Source organism: Escherichia sp. WS1118 (assembly GCF_046487695.1).
Lineage (GTDB): Bacteria > Pseudomonadota > Gammaproteobacteria > Enterobacterales > Enterobacteriaceae > Escherichia > Escherichia coli.
Genome location: NZ_JBJQIZ010000013.1, coordinates 39,852 through 56,609 on the forward strand (window position 1 = coordinate 39,852; position 16,758 = coordinate 56,609).

Genomic DNA, 16,758 nt, shown 5'->3' on the forward strand with positions numbered 1-16,758 from the left:
GACCATATAGCAAGGGATCGCCAGCGATATTACACCAGACGGGTTCATTCTCGCCGTGGCTGTGACAAAATAGCGTCTTTATCAGAAAACGTCTTAGCCAACCGGTGGAGAAAGCAATGCAGGATCGCAATTTTGATGATATTGCGGAAAAGTTTTCCCGTAACATTTACGGCACCACCAAAGGGCAGCTTCGACAGGCTATTCTGTGGCAGGATCTCGATCGCGTGCTGGCGGAAATGGGCCCGCAAAAACTGCGTGTGCTGGATGCTGGCGGCGGAGAAGGGCAGACCGCAATCAAAATGGCCGAGCGCGGGCATCAGGTCATTTTATGCGATCTTTCTGCGCAGATGATCGACCGCGCAAAACAGGCGGCAGAAGCAAAAGGTGTGAGCGACGACATGCAATTTATACATTGCGCCGCTCAGGATGTTGCTTCGCATTTGGAAACGCCCGTTGATCTGATATTGTTCCATGCGGTGCTGGAGTGGGTGGCCGATCCCCGCAGCGTATTACAGACCCTGTGGTCAGTTTTGCGTCCAGGCGGTGTGTTGTCGTTAATGTTCTACAATGCGCATGGTTTGTTGATGCATAACATGGTCGCCGGGAATTTTGATTACGTGCAGGCGGGAATGCCGAAAAAGAAAAAACGGACGCTTTCGCCAGATTATCCACGCGACCCGGCGCAGGTTTATCTGTGGCTGGAAGAAGCTGGTTGGCAAATTATGGGTAAGACAGGCGTTCGCGTGTTTCATGATTATCTGCGCGAGAAGCACCAGCAGCGCGACTGCTATGAAGCATTACTTGAATTAGAAACGCGTTATTGCCGTCAGGAACCGTATATTACCCTGGGGCGTTATATTCATGTCACCGCGCGCAAACCGCAGAGCAAGGATAAAGTATGAGTGAATTTTCCCAGACAGTCCCCGAACTGGTTGCCTGGGCCAGAAAAAATGACTTCTCCATCTCGCTGCCGGTAGACCGACTCTCTTTTCTGCTGGCGGTTGCCACGCTGAACGGCGAGCGTCTGGATGGTGAGATGAGTGAAGGCGAGCTGGTGGATGCATTCCGCCATGTGAGTGATGCGTTTGAGCAAACCAGCGAAACCATCGGCGTGCGCGCCAACAACGCGATCAACGACATGGTGCGTCAACGTCTGCTGAACCGCTTTACCAGCGAGCAGGCGGAAGGGAACGCAATTTACCGTCTGACGCCGCTCGGCATCGGCATCACTGACTATTACATTCGTCAGCGCGAGTTTTCTACGCTGCGTCTTTCTATGCAGTTGTCGATTGTGGCGGGTGAGCTAAAACGCGCAGCAGATGCCGCCGAAGAGGGCGGTGATGAATTTCACTGGCACCGTAATGTCTATGCGCCACTGAAATATTCGGTAGCAGAAATTTTCGACAGTATTGACCTGACGCAACGTCTGATGGACGAACAGCAGCAGCAGGTGAAAGATGATATCGCCCAGTTGTTGAACAAAGACTGGCGGGCGGCGATCTCCAGCTGTGAATTGTTGCTTTCAGAAACTTCCGGAACGCTGCGTGAATTGCAGGATACGCTGGAAGCGGCAGGCGACAAATTGCAGGCTAATCTGTTGCGCATTCAGGATGCGACGATGACCCATGACGATCTGCATTTTGTCGATCGTCTGGTGTTCGATCTGCAGAGCAAACTTGACCGTATTATCAGTTGGGGCCAGCAATCCATCGACTTGTGGATTGGCTACGACCGCCACGTACACAAATTTATCCGTACCGCAATCGATATGGATAAAAACCGCGTCTTTGCTCAGCGGTTACGTCAGTCGGTACAAACCTATTTTGATGAGCCGTGGGCGCTAACTTATGCCAATGCCGATCGTCTGCTGGATATGCGTGACGAAGAGATGGTACTGCGCGATGAAGAAGTGACTGGGGAACTTCCTGAGGATCTGGAGTACGAAGAGTTTAACGAGATCCGCGAACAGCTGGCGGCGATCATCGAAGAACAACTTGCCGTGTACAAAACCAGACAAGTGCCGCTGGATCTTGGTCTGGTGGTACGCGAATATCTGTCACAGTATCCGCGTGCACGTCACTTTGACGTTGCGCGCATTGTTATTGATCAGGCGGTACGTCTTGGCGTAGCGCAAGCAGATTTCACCGGACTGCCAGCGAAATGGCAGCCGATTAATGATTACGGAGCCAAGGTACAGGCGCATGTCATCGACAAATATTGAACAAGTGATGCCGGTTAAGCTGGCGCAGGCGCTGGCGAATCCGTTATTTCCGGCGCTGGATAGCGCCTTACGTTCAGGCCGCCATATTGGCCTCGACGAACTGGATAATCATGCATTCCTGATGGATTTTCAGGAATATCTGGAAGAGTTTTACGCGCGTTATAACGTTGAGCTTATTCGTGCACCGGAAGGGTTCTTCTATCTACGCCCACGTTCCACCACGCTGATCCCTCGTTCCGTCTTGTCGGAACTGGATATGATGGTCGGGAAAATCCTCTGTTATCTCTATCTCAGCCCGGAACGGCTGGCGAATGAGGGGATTTTTACTCAACAGGAACTGTACGACGAACTGCTCACCCTGGCCGATGAAGCGAAACTGCTGAAACTGGTGAACAACCGTTCAACCGGTTCAGACGTTGACCGTCAGAAGTTGCAGGAAAAAGTACGTTCTTCGCTCAACCGTCTGCGTCGTTTAGGCATGGTGTGGTTTATGGGCCACGACAGCAGCAAGTTCCGCATTACCGAATCGGTGTTCCGCTTCGGAGCCGATGTGCGTGCTGGCGACGATCCCCGTGAAGCACAGCGTCGCCTGATTCGTGACGGCGAAGCAATGCCGATTGAAAATCATCTGCAACTCAACGATGAAACCGAAGAGAGTCAGCCAGATAGCGGAGAGGAAGAATAATGATTGAACGCGGTAAATTTCGCTCACTGACGCTGATTAACTGGAACGGCTTTTTTGCCCGAACTTTTGACCTTGACGAGCTGGTCACGACGCTTTCTGGCGGTAACGGGGCGGGTAAATCCACCACCATGGCGGCGTTCGTTACGGCGCTTATCCCCGATCTGACCCTGCTGCATTTCCGTAACACTACGGAAGCCGGGGCCACCAGCGGTTCGCGCGATAAAGGTCTGCACGGTAAGCTGAAAGCGGGTGTCTGTTATTCGATGCTCGACACCATTAACTCGCGCCACCAGCGTGTAGTGGTCGGTGTGCGTCTGCAACAGGTTGCCGGACGCGATCGTAAAGTGGATATCAAACCATTTGCCATTCAGGGCCTGCCGATGTCGGTGCAGCCGACACAACTGGTGACCGAAACTCTGAACGAACGCCAGGCGCGCGTGCTGCCGCTTAACGAGCTGAAAGACAAGCTCGAGGCGATGGAAGGCGTGCAGTTTAAACAGTTCAACTCCATTACCGATTACCACTCGCTGATGTTCGATCTGGGCATCATCGCGCGTCGTCTGCGCTCAGCGTCTGACCGTAGTAAATTCTATCGTCTGATCGAAGCCTCGCTGTATGGCGGGATCTCCAGCGCCATTACTCGTTCTCTGCGCGACTACCTGTTGCCGGAAAACAGTGGGGTGCGGAAAGCGTTCCAGGACATGGAAGCGGCGCTGCGTGAAAACCGCATGACGCTGGAAGCGATTCGTGTCACCCAGTCGGACCGTGACCTGTTTAAGCATCTGATCAGCGAAGCCACCAACTACGTGGCGGCGGACTACATGCGTCACGCCAACGAGCGCCGTGTTCATCTCGATAAGGCCCTGGAGTTTCGTCGCGAGCTACATACTTCGCGTCAGCAACTGGCGGCTGAGCAGTACAAACACGTCGATATGGCGCGTGAGCTGGCAGAGCACAACGGTGCCGAAGGCGATCTGGAAGCGGATTATCAGGCGGCCAGCGATCACCTGAACCTGGTGCAAACCGCACTGCGTCAGCAGGAGAAGATCGAACGCTACGAAGCGGATCTCGATGAGCTGCAGATCCGTCTGGAAGAGCAAAACGAAGTGGTGGCAGAAGCCATCGAACGCCAGGAAGAGAACGAGGCTCGTGCGGAAGCTGCCGAACTGGAAGTGGACGAGCTGAAAAGCCAGCTTGCTGACTACCAGCAGGCGCTGGACGTCCAGCAAACGCGCGCGATCCAGTATAACCAGGCGATTGCTGCGCTTAATCGTGCCAAAGAACTGTGCCATCTGCCGGACTTAACCGCCGACAGCGCTGCCGAATGGCTGGAAACCTTCCAGGCGAAAGAGCTGGAAGCGACCGAAAAAATGCTCTCTCTTGAGCAGAAAATGAGCATGGCGCAAACCGCGCACAGCCAGTTTGAGCAGGCTTATCAGCTGGTGGTGGCAATCAACGGCCCGCTGGCGCGTAACGAGGCGTGGGATGTCGCTCGCGAACTATTGCGCGAAGGGGTCGATCAGCGTCACCTGGCAGAGCAGGTTCAGCCGTTGCGGATGCGCTTAAGCGAACTGGAACAGCGTCTGCGTGAGCAGCAAGAAGCTGAGCGTCTGCTGGCAGATTTCTGCAAACGTCAGGGCAAGAATTTTGATATTGATGAACTGGAAGCTCTGCATCAGGAGCTGGAAGCACGCATTGCCTCTCTTTCCGATAGCGTCTCTAACGCCCGAGAAGAGCGGATGGCACTGCGCCAGGAGCAGGAACAGCTGCAGTCTCGCATTCAGAGTTTGATGCAGCGTGCGCCGGTTTGGCTGGCAGCGCAAAACAGTCTCAACCAGTTGAGCGAACAGTGCGGCGAAGAGTTCACCTCCAGCCAGGATGTCACCGAATTTCTGCAACAGTTGCTGGAGCGCGAGCGCGAGGCAATTGTTGAACGCGATGAAGTAGGCGCGCGCAAAAACGCCGTCGATGAAGAGATCGAACGTTTAAGCCAGCCAGGTGGTTCTGAAGATCAGCGTCTGAACGCGCTGGCGGAGCGTTTTGGTGGTGTGCTGCTGTCAGAAATTTATGACGACGTTAGCCTGGAAGATGCGCCGTACTTCTCAGCACTGTATGGCCCGTCACGCCACGCCATCGTGGTGCCAGATCTGTCACAGGTAACCGAACACCTGGAAGGCTTGACCGATTGCCCGGAAGATCTCTATTTGATCGAAGGGGATCCGCAGTCATTCGATGACAGCGTGTTCAGCGTTGATGAGCTGGAAAAAGCGGTGGTGGTGAAAATCGCCGATCGTCAGTGGCGTTATTCACGTTTCCCGGAAGTGCCGCTGTTTGGTCGTGCTGCGCGTGAAAGCCGTATTGAAAGCCTCCATGCCGAGCGTGAAGTGCTTTCCGAACGCTTCGCCACGCTCTCCTTTGATGTACAGAAAACCCAGCGTCTGCATCAGGCGTTCAGCCGCTTTATCGGCAGTCATCTGGCGGTGGCGTTTGAGTCTGACCCGGAAGCAGAAATCCGTCAACTGAACAGCCGTCGCGTCGAACTGGAACGGGCGTTGAGTAATCATGAAAATGATAACCAGCAGCAGCGTATTCAGTTTGAGCAGGCGAAAGAGGGCGTTACGGCGCTGAACCGCATTCTGCCGCGTCTCAACCTGTTGGCTGATGACAGCCTGGCGGATCGCGTCGATGAAATCCGCGAACGTCTGGATGAAGCCCAGGAAGCCGCGCGTTTTGTTCAGCAGTTTGGCAATCAACTGGCGAAACTGGAACCGATCGTTTCGGTATTGCAGAGCGACCCGGAACAGTTCGAACAGTTAAAAGAAGATTACGCGTACTCTCAGCAGATGCAGCGCGATGCCCGTCAGCAGGCGTTTGCCCTGACGGAAGTGGTGCAGCGTCGTGCGCACTTTAGCTACTCTGACTCGGCAGAAATGCTTAGCGGTAACAGCGATCTCAACGAAAAACTGCGTGAACGTCTGGAACAGGCGGAAGCGGAGCGTACCCGCGCTCGTGAAGCGTTGCGCGGACACGCAGTGCAGTTGAATCAGTACAACCAGGTGCTGGCTTCGCTGAAAAGTTCGTATGACACCAAAAAAGAGCTACTTAACGATCTGCAACGTGAATTGCAGGATATCGGCGTGCGTGCTGATAGCGGGGCAGAAGAGCGGGCACGTATTCGCCGTGACGAGTTGCACGCGCAACTGAGCAATAACCGTTCACGACGCAATCAACTGGAAAAAGCGCTTACATTCTGCGAAGCGGAGATGGACAACCTGACCCGTAAACTGCGCAAGCTGGAGCGGGATTACTTTGAGATGCGCGAGCAGGTAGTGACCGCCAAAGCGGGCTGGTGTGCGGTGATGCGCATGGTGAAAGATAATGGCGTTGAGCGTCGCTTACACCGTCGTGAGCTGGCTTATCTCTCCGCTGATGATTTGCGCTCCATGTCGGATAAGGCGTTAGGTGCGCTGCGTCTGGCGGTGGCGGATAACGAACATCTGCGCGACGTGCTGCGGATGTCGGAAGATCCAAAACGTCCGGAACGTAAAATTCAGTTCTTCGTGGCGGTTTATCAGCATCTGCGTGAACGTATTCGTCAGGATATTATTCGTACCGATGATCCGGTGGAAGCTATCGAACAGATGGAGATCGAGCTTAGCCGTCTGACCGAAGAATTAACCTCCCGTGAACAGAAACTGGCGATCAGTTCCCGCAGCGTGGCGAACATCATTCGCAAAACCATTCAGCGCGAGCAGAACCGTATCCGTATGCTCAACCAGGGGTTGCAGAACGTATCGTTTGGCCAGGTGAACAGCGTACGTCTGAACGTGAACGTACGTGAAACGCACGCCATGCTGCTGGATGTGCTCTCTGAACAGCACGAGCAGCATCAGGATCTGTTTAACAGCAACCGCCTGACCTTCTCAGAAGCGCTGGCGAAACTGTATCAACGTCTTAACCCGCAGATTGATATGGGGCAGCGCACGCCGCAGACCATCGGTGAAGAACTGCTGGATTACCGCAACTATCTGGAAATGGAAGTTGAGGTTAACCGTGGTTCCGATGGCTGGCTGCGCGCGGAGTCTGGCGCACTGTCGACCGGTGAGGCTATTGGTACCGGTATGTCGATTCTGGTGATGGTGGTACAAAGCTGGGAAGATGAATCTCGCCGCCTGCGCGGTAAAGATATCTCTCCTTGCCGCCTGCTGTTCCTCGATGAAGCAGCGCGACTGGATGCCCGTTCCATCGCCACGCTGTTTGAATTGTGTGAACGTTTGCAAATGCAGCTCATTATCGCAGCGCCGGAAAATATCAGCCCGGAGAAAGGCACCACCTATAAACTGGTGCGTAAAGTCTTCCAGAATACCGAACACGTTCACGTCGTCGGCCTGCGAGGATTTGCGCCTCAACTCCCTGAAACGCTTCCAGGAAGTGACGAAGCGCCTTCTCAGGCGAGTTAAAATTAAGGCGGCAGCAATGCCGCCTTTTCTTTTTCCGAAAACTCCGTTTCTGCACTAAAAAAGTGGCACATTACGGCGCGCTTTTCTTTAAACTTCTTTACATTAGGTTATGTAAAAACGTATCGGCGTTTATATACTGAAGATAAGCCTGATGAGTAACAGGCTTGCTCGTCATACTTTCGTGAGTATTGGCGTTGTACAGGCAAGTCGTAAAATAACAGCCTGGCTATTCAGAGTATGATAAAAACAGGGGGCAAGGGATGTTGCTTAATATGATGTGTGGTCGTCGGCTGTCGGCAATCAGTTTGTGCCTGGCCGTAACATTCGCTCCACTGTTCAATGCGCAGGCCGATGAGCCTGAAGTAATCCCTGGCGACAGCCCGGTGGCTGTCAGTGAACAGGGCGAGGCACTGCCGCAGGCGCAAGCCACGGCAATAATGGCGGGGATCCAGCCATTGCCTGAAGGTGCGGCTGAAAAAGCCCGCACGCAAATCGAATCTCAATTACCCGCAGGTTATAAGCCGGTTTATCTTAACCAGCTTCAATTGTTGTATGCCGCACGCGATATGCAACCCATGTGGGAAAACCGTGATGCTGTTAAAGCCTTCCAGCAACAGCTGGCAGAGGTGGCGATTGCCGGTTTCCAGCCGCAGTTTAATAAATGGGTAGAGTTACTGACCGATCCTGGTGTTAACGGGATGACACGCGACGTGGTGCTCTCTGATGCGATGATGGGCTATCTCCATTTCATTGCAAATATTCCGGTCAAAGGCACTCGCTGGCTATATAGCAGTAAACCTTATGCGCTTTCAACGCCGCCGCTTTCGGTGATTAACCAATGGCAGCTGGCGCTGGATAAAGGTCAATTGCCGACGTTTGTTGCAGGACTGGCACCGCAGCATCCGCAATATGCGGCGATGCATGAATCGTTACTGGCCTTACTCAGTGACACCAAACCGTGGCCCCAACTGACCGGCAAAGCAACGTTGCGCCCAGGACAGTGGAGTAACGACGTACCGGCGTTGCGCGAAATATTGCAACGTACAGGCATGTTGGACGGGGGACCGAAAATTACGCTACCTGGCGATGACACGCCAACTGACGCGATAGTCAGCCCATCCGCTGTTACTATTGAAACAGCAGAAACTAAGCCGATGGACAAGCAAACTACGTCTCGTAGTAAACCTGTGCCTGTCGTTCGTGCCGCCTACGATAATGAACTGGTGGAAGCCGTTAAACGTTTTCAGACATGGCAAGGATTGGGAGCAGATGGTGCTATTGGCCCGGCAACGCGTGACTGGTTAAACGTAACGCCCGCCCAGCGTGCTGGCGTGTTGGCACTCAACATCCAGCGATTGCGCTTGCTGCCAACAGAGCTTTCTACCGGGATCATGGTTAACATTCCGGCCTATTCGCTGGTCTACTATCAGAACGGCAATCAGGTGCTGGATTCGCGAGTCATTGTCGGTCGCCCCGATCGCAAAACGCCGATGATGAGCAGTGCCCTTAACAACGTGGTGGTAAACCCGCCGTGGAACGTACCACCAACTCTGGCACGCAAAGATATTCTGCCGAAAGTGCGCAATGATCCTGGGTATCTCGAAAGCCATGGCTATACGGTGATGCGCGGCTGGAACAGCAGAGAAGCGATTGACCCATGGCAGGTTGACTGGTCTACAATCACGGCCTCGAATTTACCGTTCCGCTTCCAGCAGGCTCCAGGCCCACGGAACTCGCTGGGGCGCTATAAATTCAATATGCCGAGTTCAGAGGCCATTTATTTGCATGACACGCCGAACCACAATCTGTTCAAGCGTGATACACGCGCATTTAGCTCAGGCTGTGTACGAGTGAATAAAGCTTCCGATCTGGCGAATATGCTGTTGCAGGATGCAGGCTGGAATGACAAACGTATTTCTGATGCGCTGAAGCAGGGCGATACGCGTTACGTCAATATTCGGCAGTCGATTCCGGTGAATCTCTACTATCTGACGGCCTTTGTTGGTGCAGATGGTCGTACCCAGTATCGTACAGATATTTACAATTATGATCTGCCTGCGCGATCCAGCTCGCAAATTGTATCGAAAGCGGAACAATTAATCAGGTAAATGAAGTAGTTCGGGGAAATCAGTTGTCGTAATAATTAGCATGATCGGGGGCGATTCTCTGCAGCCCTCGTCACTGCTGGGGTTGAGTCATCTTGACGTCTGCTTTACGGGCGGTTAAGGTGCCTCTTGTGCGCCAGAAGTGCATATAAACGATAACATTGACCTGTAGACTTGATTATCATGGACAAATTCGACGCTAATCGCCGCAAACTGCTGGCGCTTGGTGGCGTTGCACTCGGTGCCGCCATCCTGCCGACCCCGGCGTTTGCAACACTCTCTACCCCACGCCCGCGCATTTTGACACTCAATAATCTTCATACCGGAGAGTCAATCAAAGCGGAGTTTTTCGATGGCAGAGGCTATATTCAGGAAGAATTGGCAAAACTTAACCATTTTTTCCGCGATTACCGCGCGAACAAAATAAAGTCCATCGACCCAGGATTATTCGACCAGTTGTATCGCCTGCAAGGGTTGTTAGGCACCCGCAAACCGGTGCAACTCATTTCCGGTTATCGTTCCATTGATACCAACAATGAACTACGCGCCCGCAGCCGTGGAGTAGCGAAGAAAAGCTATCACACTAAAGGCCAGGCGATGGATTTCCACATTGAAGGTATCGCGTTAAGCAATATTCGCAAAGCCGCGTTATCTATGCGCGCAGGTGGTGTAGGATATTACCCACGTAGTAACTTTGTGCATATTGATACCGGGCCAGCACGGCACTGGTAGTAATCGCTTAACGAAACAGGGGCAGTATGAACTATCGTATTATTCCGGTCACCGCATTCTCCCAGAACTGTTCATTGATCTGGTGTGAACAAACCCGTCTGGCCGCACTGGTCGATCCTGGCGGCGATGCGGAAAAAATCAAACAGGAAGTTGATGCCAGCGGCCTGACACTGATGCAGATCCTGCTGACTCATGGTCATCTGGACCACGTTGGCGCAGCGGCGGAACTGGCGCAACATTACGGCGTGCCGGTTTTTGGCCCGGAAAAAGAAGATGAGTTCTGGCTGCAAGGCTTGCCTGCGCAAAGTCGTATGTTTGGTCTGGAAGAGTGCCAGCCGCTGACGCCAGATCGTTGGCTGAACGAAGGCGATACCATCAGCATAGGGAATGTGACTTTACAGGTGTTACATTGCCCTGGGCATACGCCGGGTCATGTCGTGTTTTTTGATGATCGGGCAAAGCTGCTGATTTCTGGCGACGTTATTTTCAAAGGTGGAGTAGGGCGCAGTGACTTCCCGCGTGGCGATCATAATCAACTGATTTCTTCAATCAAAGATAAATTGCTGCCACTGGGGGATGACGTGACATTTATTCCGGGTCACGGACCATTATCCACACTTGGTTATGAGCGCCTGCATAATCCCTTCCTGCAAGACGAAATGCCCGTCTGGTAAAGGTGCATAAAAAAGCCCGCTTTCAAGCGGGCTTCATCGGTTTTAACGCTTACAGCACTGCCACAATCGCTTCGCACAGCGGCGCCATGTTATCTGGTGTCATCCCAGCTACGTTTACGCGACCAGAAGCAACAGCATATACGCCAAACTCTTCGCGCAGACGCAGCACTTGTTCTTTTGTCAGGCCACTGAAGGAGAACATGCCGTTCTGTTTGATGATAAAGCTGAAGTCGCGATTTGCGCCTTTTTCCTGCAGCGTATTGACGAACAACTGACGCATACGCTGAATACGCTGGCGCATATCAGTCAGTTCTTGTTCCCAAATCGCACGTAACGCATCGTTGCTCAGGATGGTGGCAACAACAGAAGCGCCGTGTGCTGGTGGGTTAGAGTAGTTAGCACGAATCGCCGCTTTCATTTGGCTGAATGCGCGTTCAACAGTTTCACTGTCAGCAGCAACCAGAGTACAAGCGCCAACACGCTCGTTGTACAGGCCAAAGTTTTTAGAGTAGGAACTGGCAACAATCAGCTCCTTATGCAGAGCCGCGAAAGCGCGCAGTCCTTCAGCATCTTCTTCCAGACCACGGGCAAAACCCTGGTAAGCGAAGTCAAACAGCGGTAACCAGCCTTTCTCAACGGAGAGTTGTGCCAGTGTCTGCCATTGTTCCAGCGTAGGGTCGATGCCGGTTGGGTTATGGCAGCAGCCATGGAACAGCACTACGTCGCCAGCCTGGGCTTCGTTCAGGCTGTTAATCAGTGCATCGAAGTCAAGAGTGTGATTTTCCGCATCATAATAAGCGTATTCACGAACTTCCAGACCTGCAGAGTTAAAGACGCTCTTATGGTTCGGCCAGCTTGGGTTGCTCACCCACACACGCTTAACGCTGGTATTTTTTGCCAGTAAATCGGCAGCCACGCGTAGTGCGCCAGTGCCACCCGGAGTCTGTGCCGTGCGAGCACGTTTGTCATTGATCAGGGCGCTACCTTTACCAAACAGCAGTTCCTGAGTGCAGCGACCAAATTCAGGGATGCCGTCAATGCCGAGGTAATTTTTGGTGGTTTCATTTTCGAGCAGATACTGTTCAGCCTTTTTCACGCTGGTCAGTACCGGGGTTTTACCCGTCTCATCTTTATAGACACCAATCCCGAGGTTAATTTTGCCGGGACGTTCATCGGCACGAAACAGATCGGCCAGGCCCAGAATCGGGTCGGCAGGAGCGGCGGTAATGTTCTCAAACATGACGAGGTTCCATTATGGTTACAGAAGGGAAGTCCGCTATCAGGGTAACGGGAGATTTACAAAATTCCAACTATTACTGATGAAAACGCAGGCTGTTTTTGCAAGACGTGAGATTGCTCTGGAAGGCATAAAAAAAACAGGACCAAAGTCCTGTTTTTTCGGCATTTAACAAAGAGGTGTGCTATTAGAACTAGAACTGGTAAACGATACCCACAGCAACGGTGTCGTCAGAACCTACGCCCAGTTTGTTGTCAGAATCGATCTGGTTGATGATGTAGTCAACATAGGTGGACATGTTTTTGTTGAAATAGTAGGTTGCGCCCACTTCAAAGTAGTTCACCAGATCAACATCACCGATACCTTCTACGTCTTTCGCTTTAGATTTGGTGTAAGCGATGGACGGACGCAGACCGAAATCAAACTGGTATTGCGCAACTAACAGAACGTCTTGCGTTTTGTTGGCGAAGCCGCTGGTGTTTGTAAATTTATTAGTGATCGGCGTAGCGTTACGGGTTTCACCGTAGTTCGCTGCCAGGTAGATGTTGTTCGCGTCATACTTCAGACCAGTAGCCCACTGTTCAGCTTTTTTGCCTTTGCCAAGGGAAGACTCTTCCTGCAGGTTGGTACGGTCAGCGGCACCATAAGCACCAACGATACCAAAGCCTTCGTATTCGTAGCTGATAGAACCGCCAACACCGTCGCCGTTAGAGCGGCGTGCAGTGTCACGCTCGTTTTTACCCAGGTACTGAACAGCGAAGTTCAGACCATCAACCAGACCAAAGAAGTTGGAGTTACGATAGGTAGCAACGCCGCCAACACGACCAACGAAGAAATCATCGCTGTATGCAGTATCACCACCAAATTCTGGCAGCATATCGGTGTAACCCAGTGCATCATAAACCACACCGTAGTTACGGCCGTAATCGAAAGAACCAACGTCAGCGTATTTAAGACCCGCGAATGCCAGACGCGTTTTGTTACCAGTTTGAGCGTCAGCGCCCTCAGAGTTGTTACCCTGGAAGTTATATTCCCACTGACCATAACCGGTCAGATCGGAATTGATTTGAGTTTCCCCTTTAAAACCAAGACGGGCATAGGTCATGTCGCCATTGCCACCGTAACTGTTTTCACCGTTACCCTTGGAGAAATAATGCAGACCGACAGCTTTACCGTACAGATCTACTTTGTTGCCATCTTTGTTATAGATTTCTGCAGCGTTTGCAGTACCTGCTACTAACAGAGCAGGGACGATCACTGCCAGAATATTGCGCTTCATCATTATTTATTACCCTCATGGTTTTTTTATGACACCTGCCACTGCCGTCAATAAGTTCTGTCAATAAAAATTTACGGAACTATTGATGAGAGTTTGGTGTCTTTATGTGTCTGCAGGCATCTTTCCATTCAAACTAACGTTTCGCTACCGTGAAAGTGCTACAAAGATAAAGATTTGGTTTCAAAAAGAAAAAATGTGTGACAAAAAGTAAAAATTAAGGAACTTTGTGAACACCGTCATATTTCCATAGAAGCGTGATGATATTTACAGCAATTTTTATCTATTTATATGATTTTCTTATATTTAAATTAACTAAACGGAAATTTTGTTTCTGATGGAAACTTTATCGACCAGGCACAAAATCTTCTTTCAGACATCCAGAATGCCAAAAAAATTGTATGAAAATTGTGCTATCAGCTAAGAAAAAACTAATCCGCAATAAGAATGCAGATTATTTTTTGTGCGTAAATGTTGCAGCGTAATATTCCGTAACAGGATGATCGTTATGGTGGGGTTGCAAACAGATAACTTGACAGAAAGGATAAAAAAAGAGCCAGCGGGCGCTGGCTCTTGAAGACGCTAAATTAGAAGCTGGCGTTACGCGGAGTACGTGGGAACGGAATAACATCACGTACGTTTTGCACGCCAGTTACGTAAGCAATCAGGCGTTCAAAACCAAGACCGAAACCTGAATGCGGAACAGTACCGTAGCGACGCAGATCGCGATACCACCAGTAATCTTCTTTGTTCAGGCCCATTTCAAGCATACGCTCGTCCAGCACGTCCAGACGTTCTTCACGCTGGGAGCCACCAATGATCTCACCGATGCCCGGAGCCAGAACGTCCATAGCCGCAACGGTTTTACCGTCTTCGTTAAGGCGCATATAGAACGCTTTAATATCTTTTGGATAGTTTTTAACCACTACCGGTGCTTTAAAGTGTTCTTCCGCCAGATAACGCTCATGCTCAGAAGAGAGATCGACGCCCCAGTAAACCGGGTTTTCAAACTTCCTGCCGCAGTTTTCGAGAATGGTCACTGCGTCGGTGTAATCCACCTGCGCGAAATCGGCCTCAATGAAGCGTTCCAGACGTGAAACGGCATCTTTATCTACGCGTTCAGCGAAGAATTTCATGTCGTCAGCGCGTTCTTCGAGAACCGCTTTGAAGACATATTTCAGCATGGCTTCAGCCAGACCTGCGATATCGTTCAGGTTAGCAAACGCCACTTCCGGCTCCAGCATCCAGAATTCCGCCAGGTGACGGCTGGTGTTGGAGTTTTCAGCACGGAAAGTCGGGCCGAAGGTATAAATTTTGGACAATGCGCAAGCGTAGGTTTCGCCGTTCAACTGGCCAGATACGGTCAGGAAAGACTCTTTACCAAAGAAGTCTTTGTCGAAATCCACTTTGCCCTGATCGTTACGCGGCAGGTTTTCCAGATCCAGCGTAGAAACACGGAACATTTCGCCTGCACCTTCGGTATCAGATGCGGTAATCAGTGGCGTTGAGACCCAGAAGAATCCCTGCTCGTTAAAGAAGCGATGCAGCGCCTGCGCCAGCGTATGGCGAACGCGCGCGACGGCACCAATCAGGTTTGTGCGCGGACGCAGGTGAGCGACTTCACGCAGATACTCAATGCTGTGGCGTTTTGCCGCCATCGGGTAAGTGTCTGGATCTTCAACCCAACCAGCAACTTCAACCTTGCTGGCCTGAATTTCAAATTGTTGCCCCTGGCCCGGCGACGCCACGACTTTACCCGTCACAATGACCGAGCAGCCGGTGGTCAGACGCAAGACGTCTTCATTGTAATTGGGCAGAGAATTATTGATGACAGCCTGTACAGGATCAAAGCAGGAACCGTCATAAACGGCGAGGAAGGAGATGCCAGCTTTTGAATCTCGGCGGGTACGTACCCATCCGCGCACGGTGACTTCGCTGTCAACGGCTACGCGGCCCTGGAGTACGTCGGCTACAGGCACAACGCTCATAATATTCTCTCTGTTAATAGTCGGAAAAAATAAACACTTGTCCACCCGTAAATGGGGGGATACCTATGTTACCTGGCATCTGCAATCAGACAAGCAGAATTCGCAAATGCAGCGAAAGATTTCGGAATTAAAGGTAAAAAAAGGGAGCCGATTAGCTCCCTGATGATATTAACTGGCTTTTTTAATATGCGGAAGGTCGAACGCTTTGCGCAGCGCCCGAACAAACGCTTTATCGTGGCAGATAGTTTTTCCAGGGCTGTCAGAAAGTTTCGCCACCGGTTTACCGTTACACTCTACCAACTTAATGACAATATTCAGAGGTTTTACCTGGGGGATATCGCAGGTCAGGCGAGTCCCAATACCAAAACTTAATTGCACGCGGGAAGAGAAGTGGCGGTATAGCTCAACCGCTTTGCGTAAATCCAGATTGTCAGAGAAAACCAGCGTTTTACTCTGTGGATCAATTCCCAGCTTTTCATAATGTGCAATGGCTTTTTCACCCCATTCAACCGGGTCACCAGAGTCATGGCGCAGGCCCTGATAGCGACTGGCGAACTCGACACCGAAATCACGCAGGAAAGCATCCATAGTGATGCAGTCGGTTAATGCAATGCCAAGTTGGTCGGGATACTCTTCCAGCCAGGCAGCAAGTGCAGCTCGCTGGCTGTTGGCTAGATCCGGGCTGATTTGCTGATGCGCCTGGAACCATTCGTGTGCCTGTGTTCCCATCGGCGTGAGGGAAAGCCGACGCGCCAGATCGTAGTTGCTGGTGCCCACGAACCAGGATTCCTGGTGCAGATGTTTCACGATGGTTTCTTGTACTTCGCGAGAAAAACGGCGGCGGGTGCCAAAATCCATCAGATGGAAGCGCGACATATCAAGACCGGCGGTTAATGCCGAGAAGTCGACTAATTTGTTTTCCAGCGTGTCGAGGGCTTGCGCAACGTCGGCCTGCGGTGAGCGATAGCGATGTACCATTTCACTGATAACCGCCAGCAAAGGAACTTCCCAGAGGATGACTTCACGCCACGGGCCGCTTAAACGAATATCCAGCTTGCCATTATCGTTGGACACGGTGACTTGTTCCGGGTTAAAGCGGAACTCGCGTAGCCAGTTAAGATAGTCGGCCTTAAAGAAAGGCAGGGCAGAGAGCCACTGATATTCATCATCCTGCAGGCGCAGGTGCTGCATCGCCTGAACCTGTTCACGAATAGCATCGGCATAAATACCCAGCAGATCGTCACCTCGGCAACGAAACTCCGCCGCGACATGCACATCGTAATAGTGATGAAACACGGCTTGCTGCATATGCAACTTATAAGCATCTGTATCCAGCAACGAGTGCAGAACAGGAGAAGCGAATTGTGTCATAGGTGCGCA

At 51.7% G+C, this 16,758-nt stretch carries 11 protein-coding genes; 7 read left to right on the forward strand and 4 right to left on the reverse strand.

The annotated features are described in order from the left end of the window. Positions 1 to 116: 116 nt before the first annotated feature. The 7 genes from cmoM to gloC all read left to right on the forward strand — a co-directional run bounded on the left by cmoM (position 117) and on the right by gloC (position 10,877). Positions 117 to 902: a tRNA uridine 5-oxyacetic acid(34) methyltransferase CmoM gene (gene cmoM, locus ACJHYO_RS19595; protein WP_001313712.1), complete on the forward strand. Its 786-nt coding sequence runs from the start codon at positions 117 to 119 to the stop codon at positions 900 to 902. Then, positions 899 to 2,221: a chromosome partition protein MukF gene (gene mukF, locus ACJHYO_RS19600; RefSeq protein WP_001288856.1), complete on the forward strand. Its 1,323-nt coding sequence runs from the start codon at positions 899 to 901 to the stop codon at positions 2,219 to 2,221. The genes cmoM and mukF overlap by 4 nt, the downstream gene beginning before the upstream one ends. Further along, on the forward strand, positions 2,202 to 2,906 hold the full coding sequence (mukE, locus tag ACJHYO_RS19605) for a chromosome partition protein MukE (RefSeq protein WP_001295931.1): 705 nt from the start codon (positions 2,202 to 2,204) through the stop codon (positions 2,904 to 2,906). Before mukF ends, mukE begins: the two co-directional genes overlap by 20 nt. Then, a complete protein-coding gene (gene mukB / locus ACJHYO_RS19610) occupies positions 2,906 to 7,366 on the forward strand; it encodes a chromosome partition protein MukB (protein ID WP_021523903.1) in 4,461 nt (1,486 codons plus the stop codon). Before mukE ends, mukB begins: the two co-directional genes overlap by 1 nt. A gap of 260 nt (positions 7,367 to 7,626) precedes the next feature. After that, positions 7,627 to 9,474 carry a L,D-transpeptidase gene (ldtD, locus tag ACJHYO_RS19615; RefSeq protein ID WP_085455264.1) on the forward strand — a complete coding sequence of 616 codons (1,848 nt, stop codon included), beginning with the start codon at positions 7,627 to 7,629 and terminating at the stop codon, positions 9,472 to 9,474. A gap of 180 nt (positions 9,475 to 9,654) precedes the next feature. Continuing rightward, on the forward strand, positions 9,655 to 10,203 hold the full coding sequence (locus ACJHYO_RS19620; protein WP_001295932.1) for a YcbK family protein: 549 nt from the start codon (positions 9,655 to 9,657) through the stop codon (positions 10,201 to 10,203). A gap of 26 nt (positions 10,204 to 10,229) precedes the next feature. Then, a complete protein-coding gene (gene gloC / locus ACJHYO_RS19625; protein ID WP_001109453.1) occupies positions 10,230 to 10,877 on the forward strand; it encodes a hydroxyacylglutathione hydrolase GloC in 648 nt (215 codons plus the stop codon). Positions 10,878 to 10,926: 49 nt separating this feature from the next. Here the strand turns inward: gloC and aspC are convergent, their stop codons facing one another. The 4 genes from aspC to pncB form a co-directional block, all read right to left on the reverse strand. Beyond that, entirely contained in the window at positions 10,927 to 12,117 is a 1,191-nt protein-coding gene (gene aspC, locus ACJHYO_RS19630; RefSeq protein WP_001682772.1) for an aspartate transaminase, read from the reverse strand. Positions 12,118 to 12,307: 190 nt separating this feature from the next. After that, the gene (gene ompF / locus ACJHYO_RS19635) at positions 12,308 to 13,396 is read right to left on the reverse strand and encodes a porin OmpF (RefSeq protein ID WP_000977927.1); all 1,089 of its coding nucleotides are present in this window, start codon (positions 13,394 to 13,396) and stop codon (positions 12,308 to 12,310) included. Between the two features lie 581 nt (positions 13,397 to 13,977). After that, complete coding sequence (gene asnS, locus ACJHYO_RS19640; RefSeq protein WP_000117881.1) at positions 13,978 to 15,378, reverse strand: asparagine--tRNA ligase; 1,401 nt, start codon at positions 15,376 to 15,378, stop codon at positions 13,978 to 13,980. 168 nt (positions 15,379 to 15,546) lie between these two features. Beyond that, positions 15,547 to 16,749: a nicotinate phosphoribosyltransferase gene (pncB, locus tag ACJHYO_RS19645; protein ID WP_085455265.1), complete on the reverse strand. Its 1,203-nt coding sequence runs from the start codon at positions 16,747 to 16,749 to the stop codon at positions 15,547 to 15,549. Positions 16,750 to 16,758: the final 9 nt, after the last annotated feature.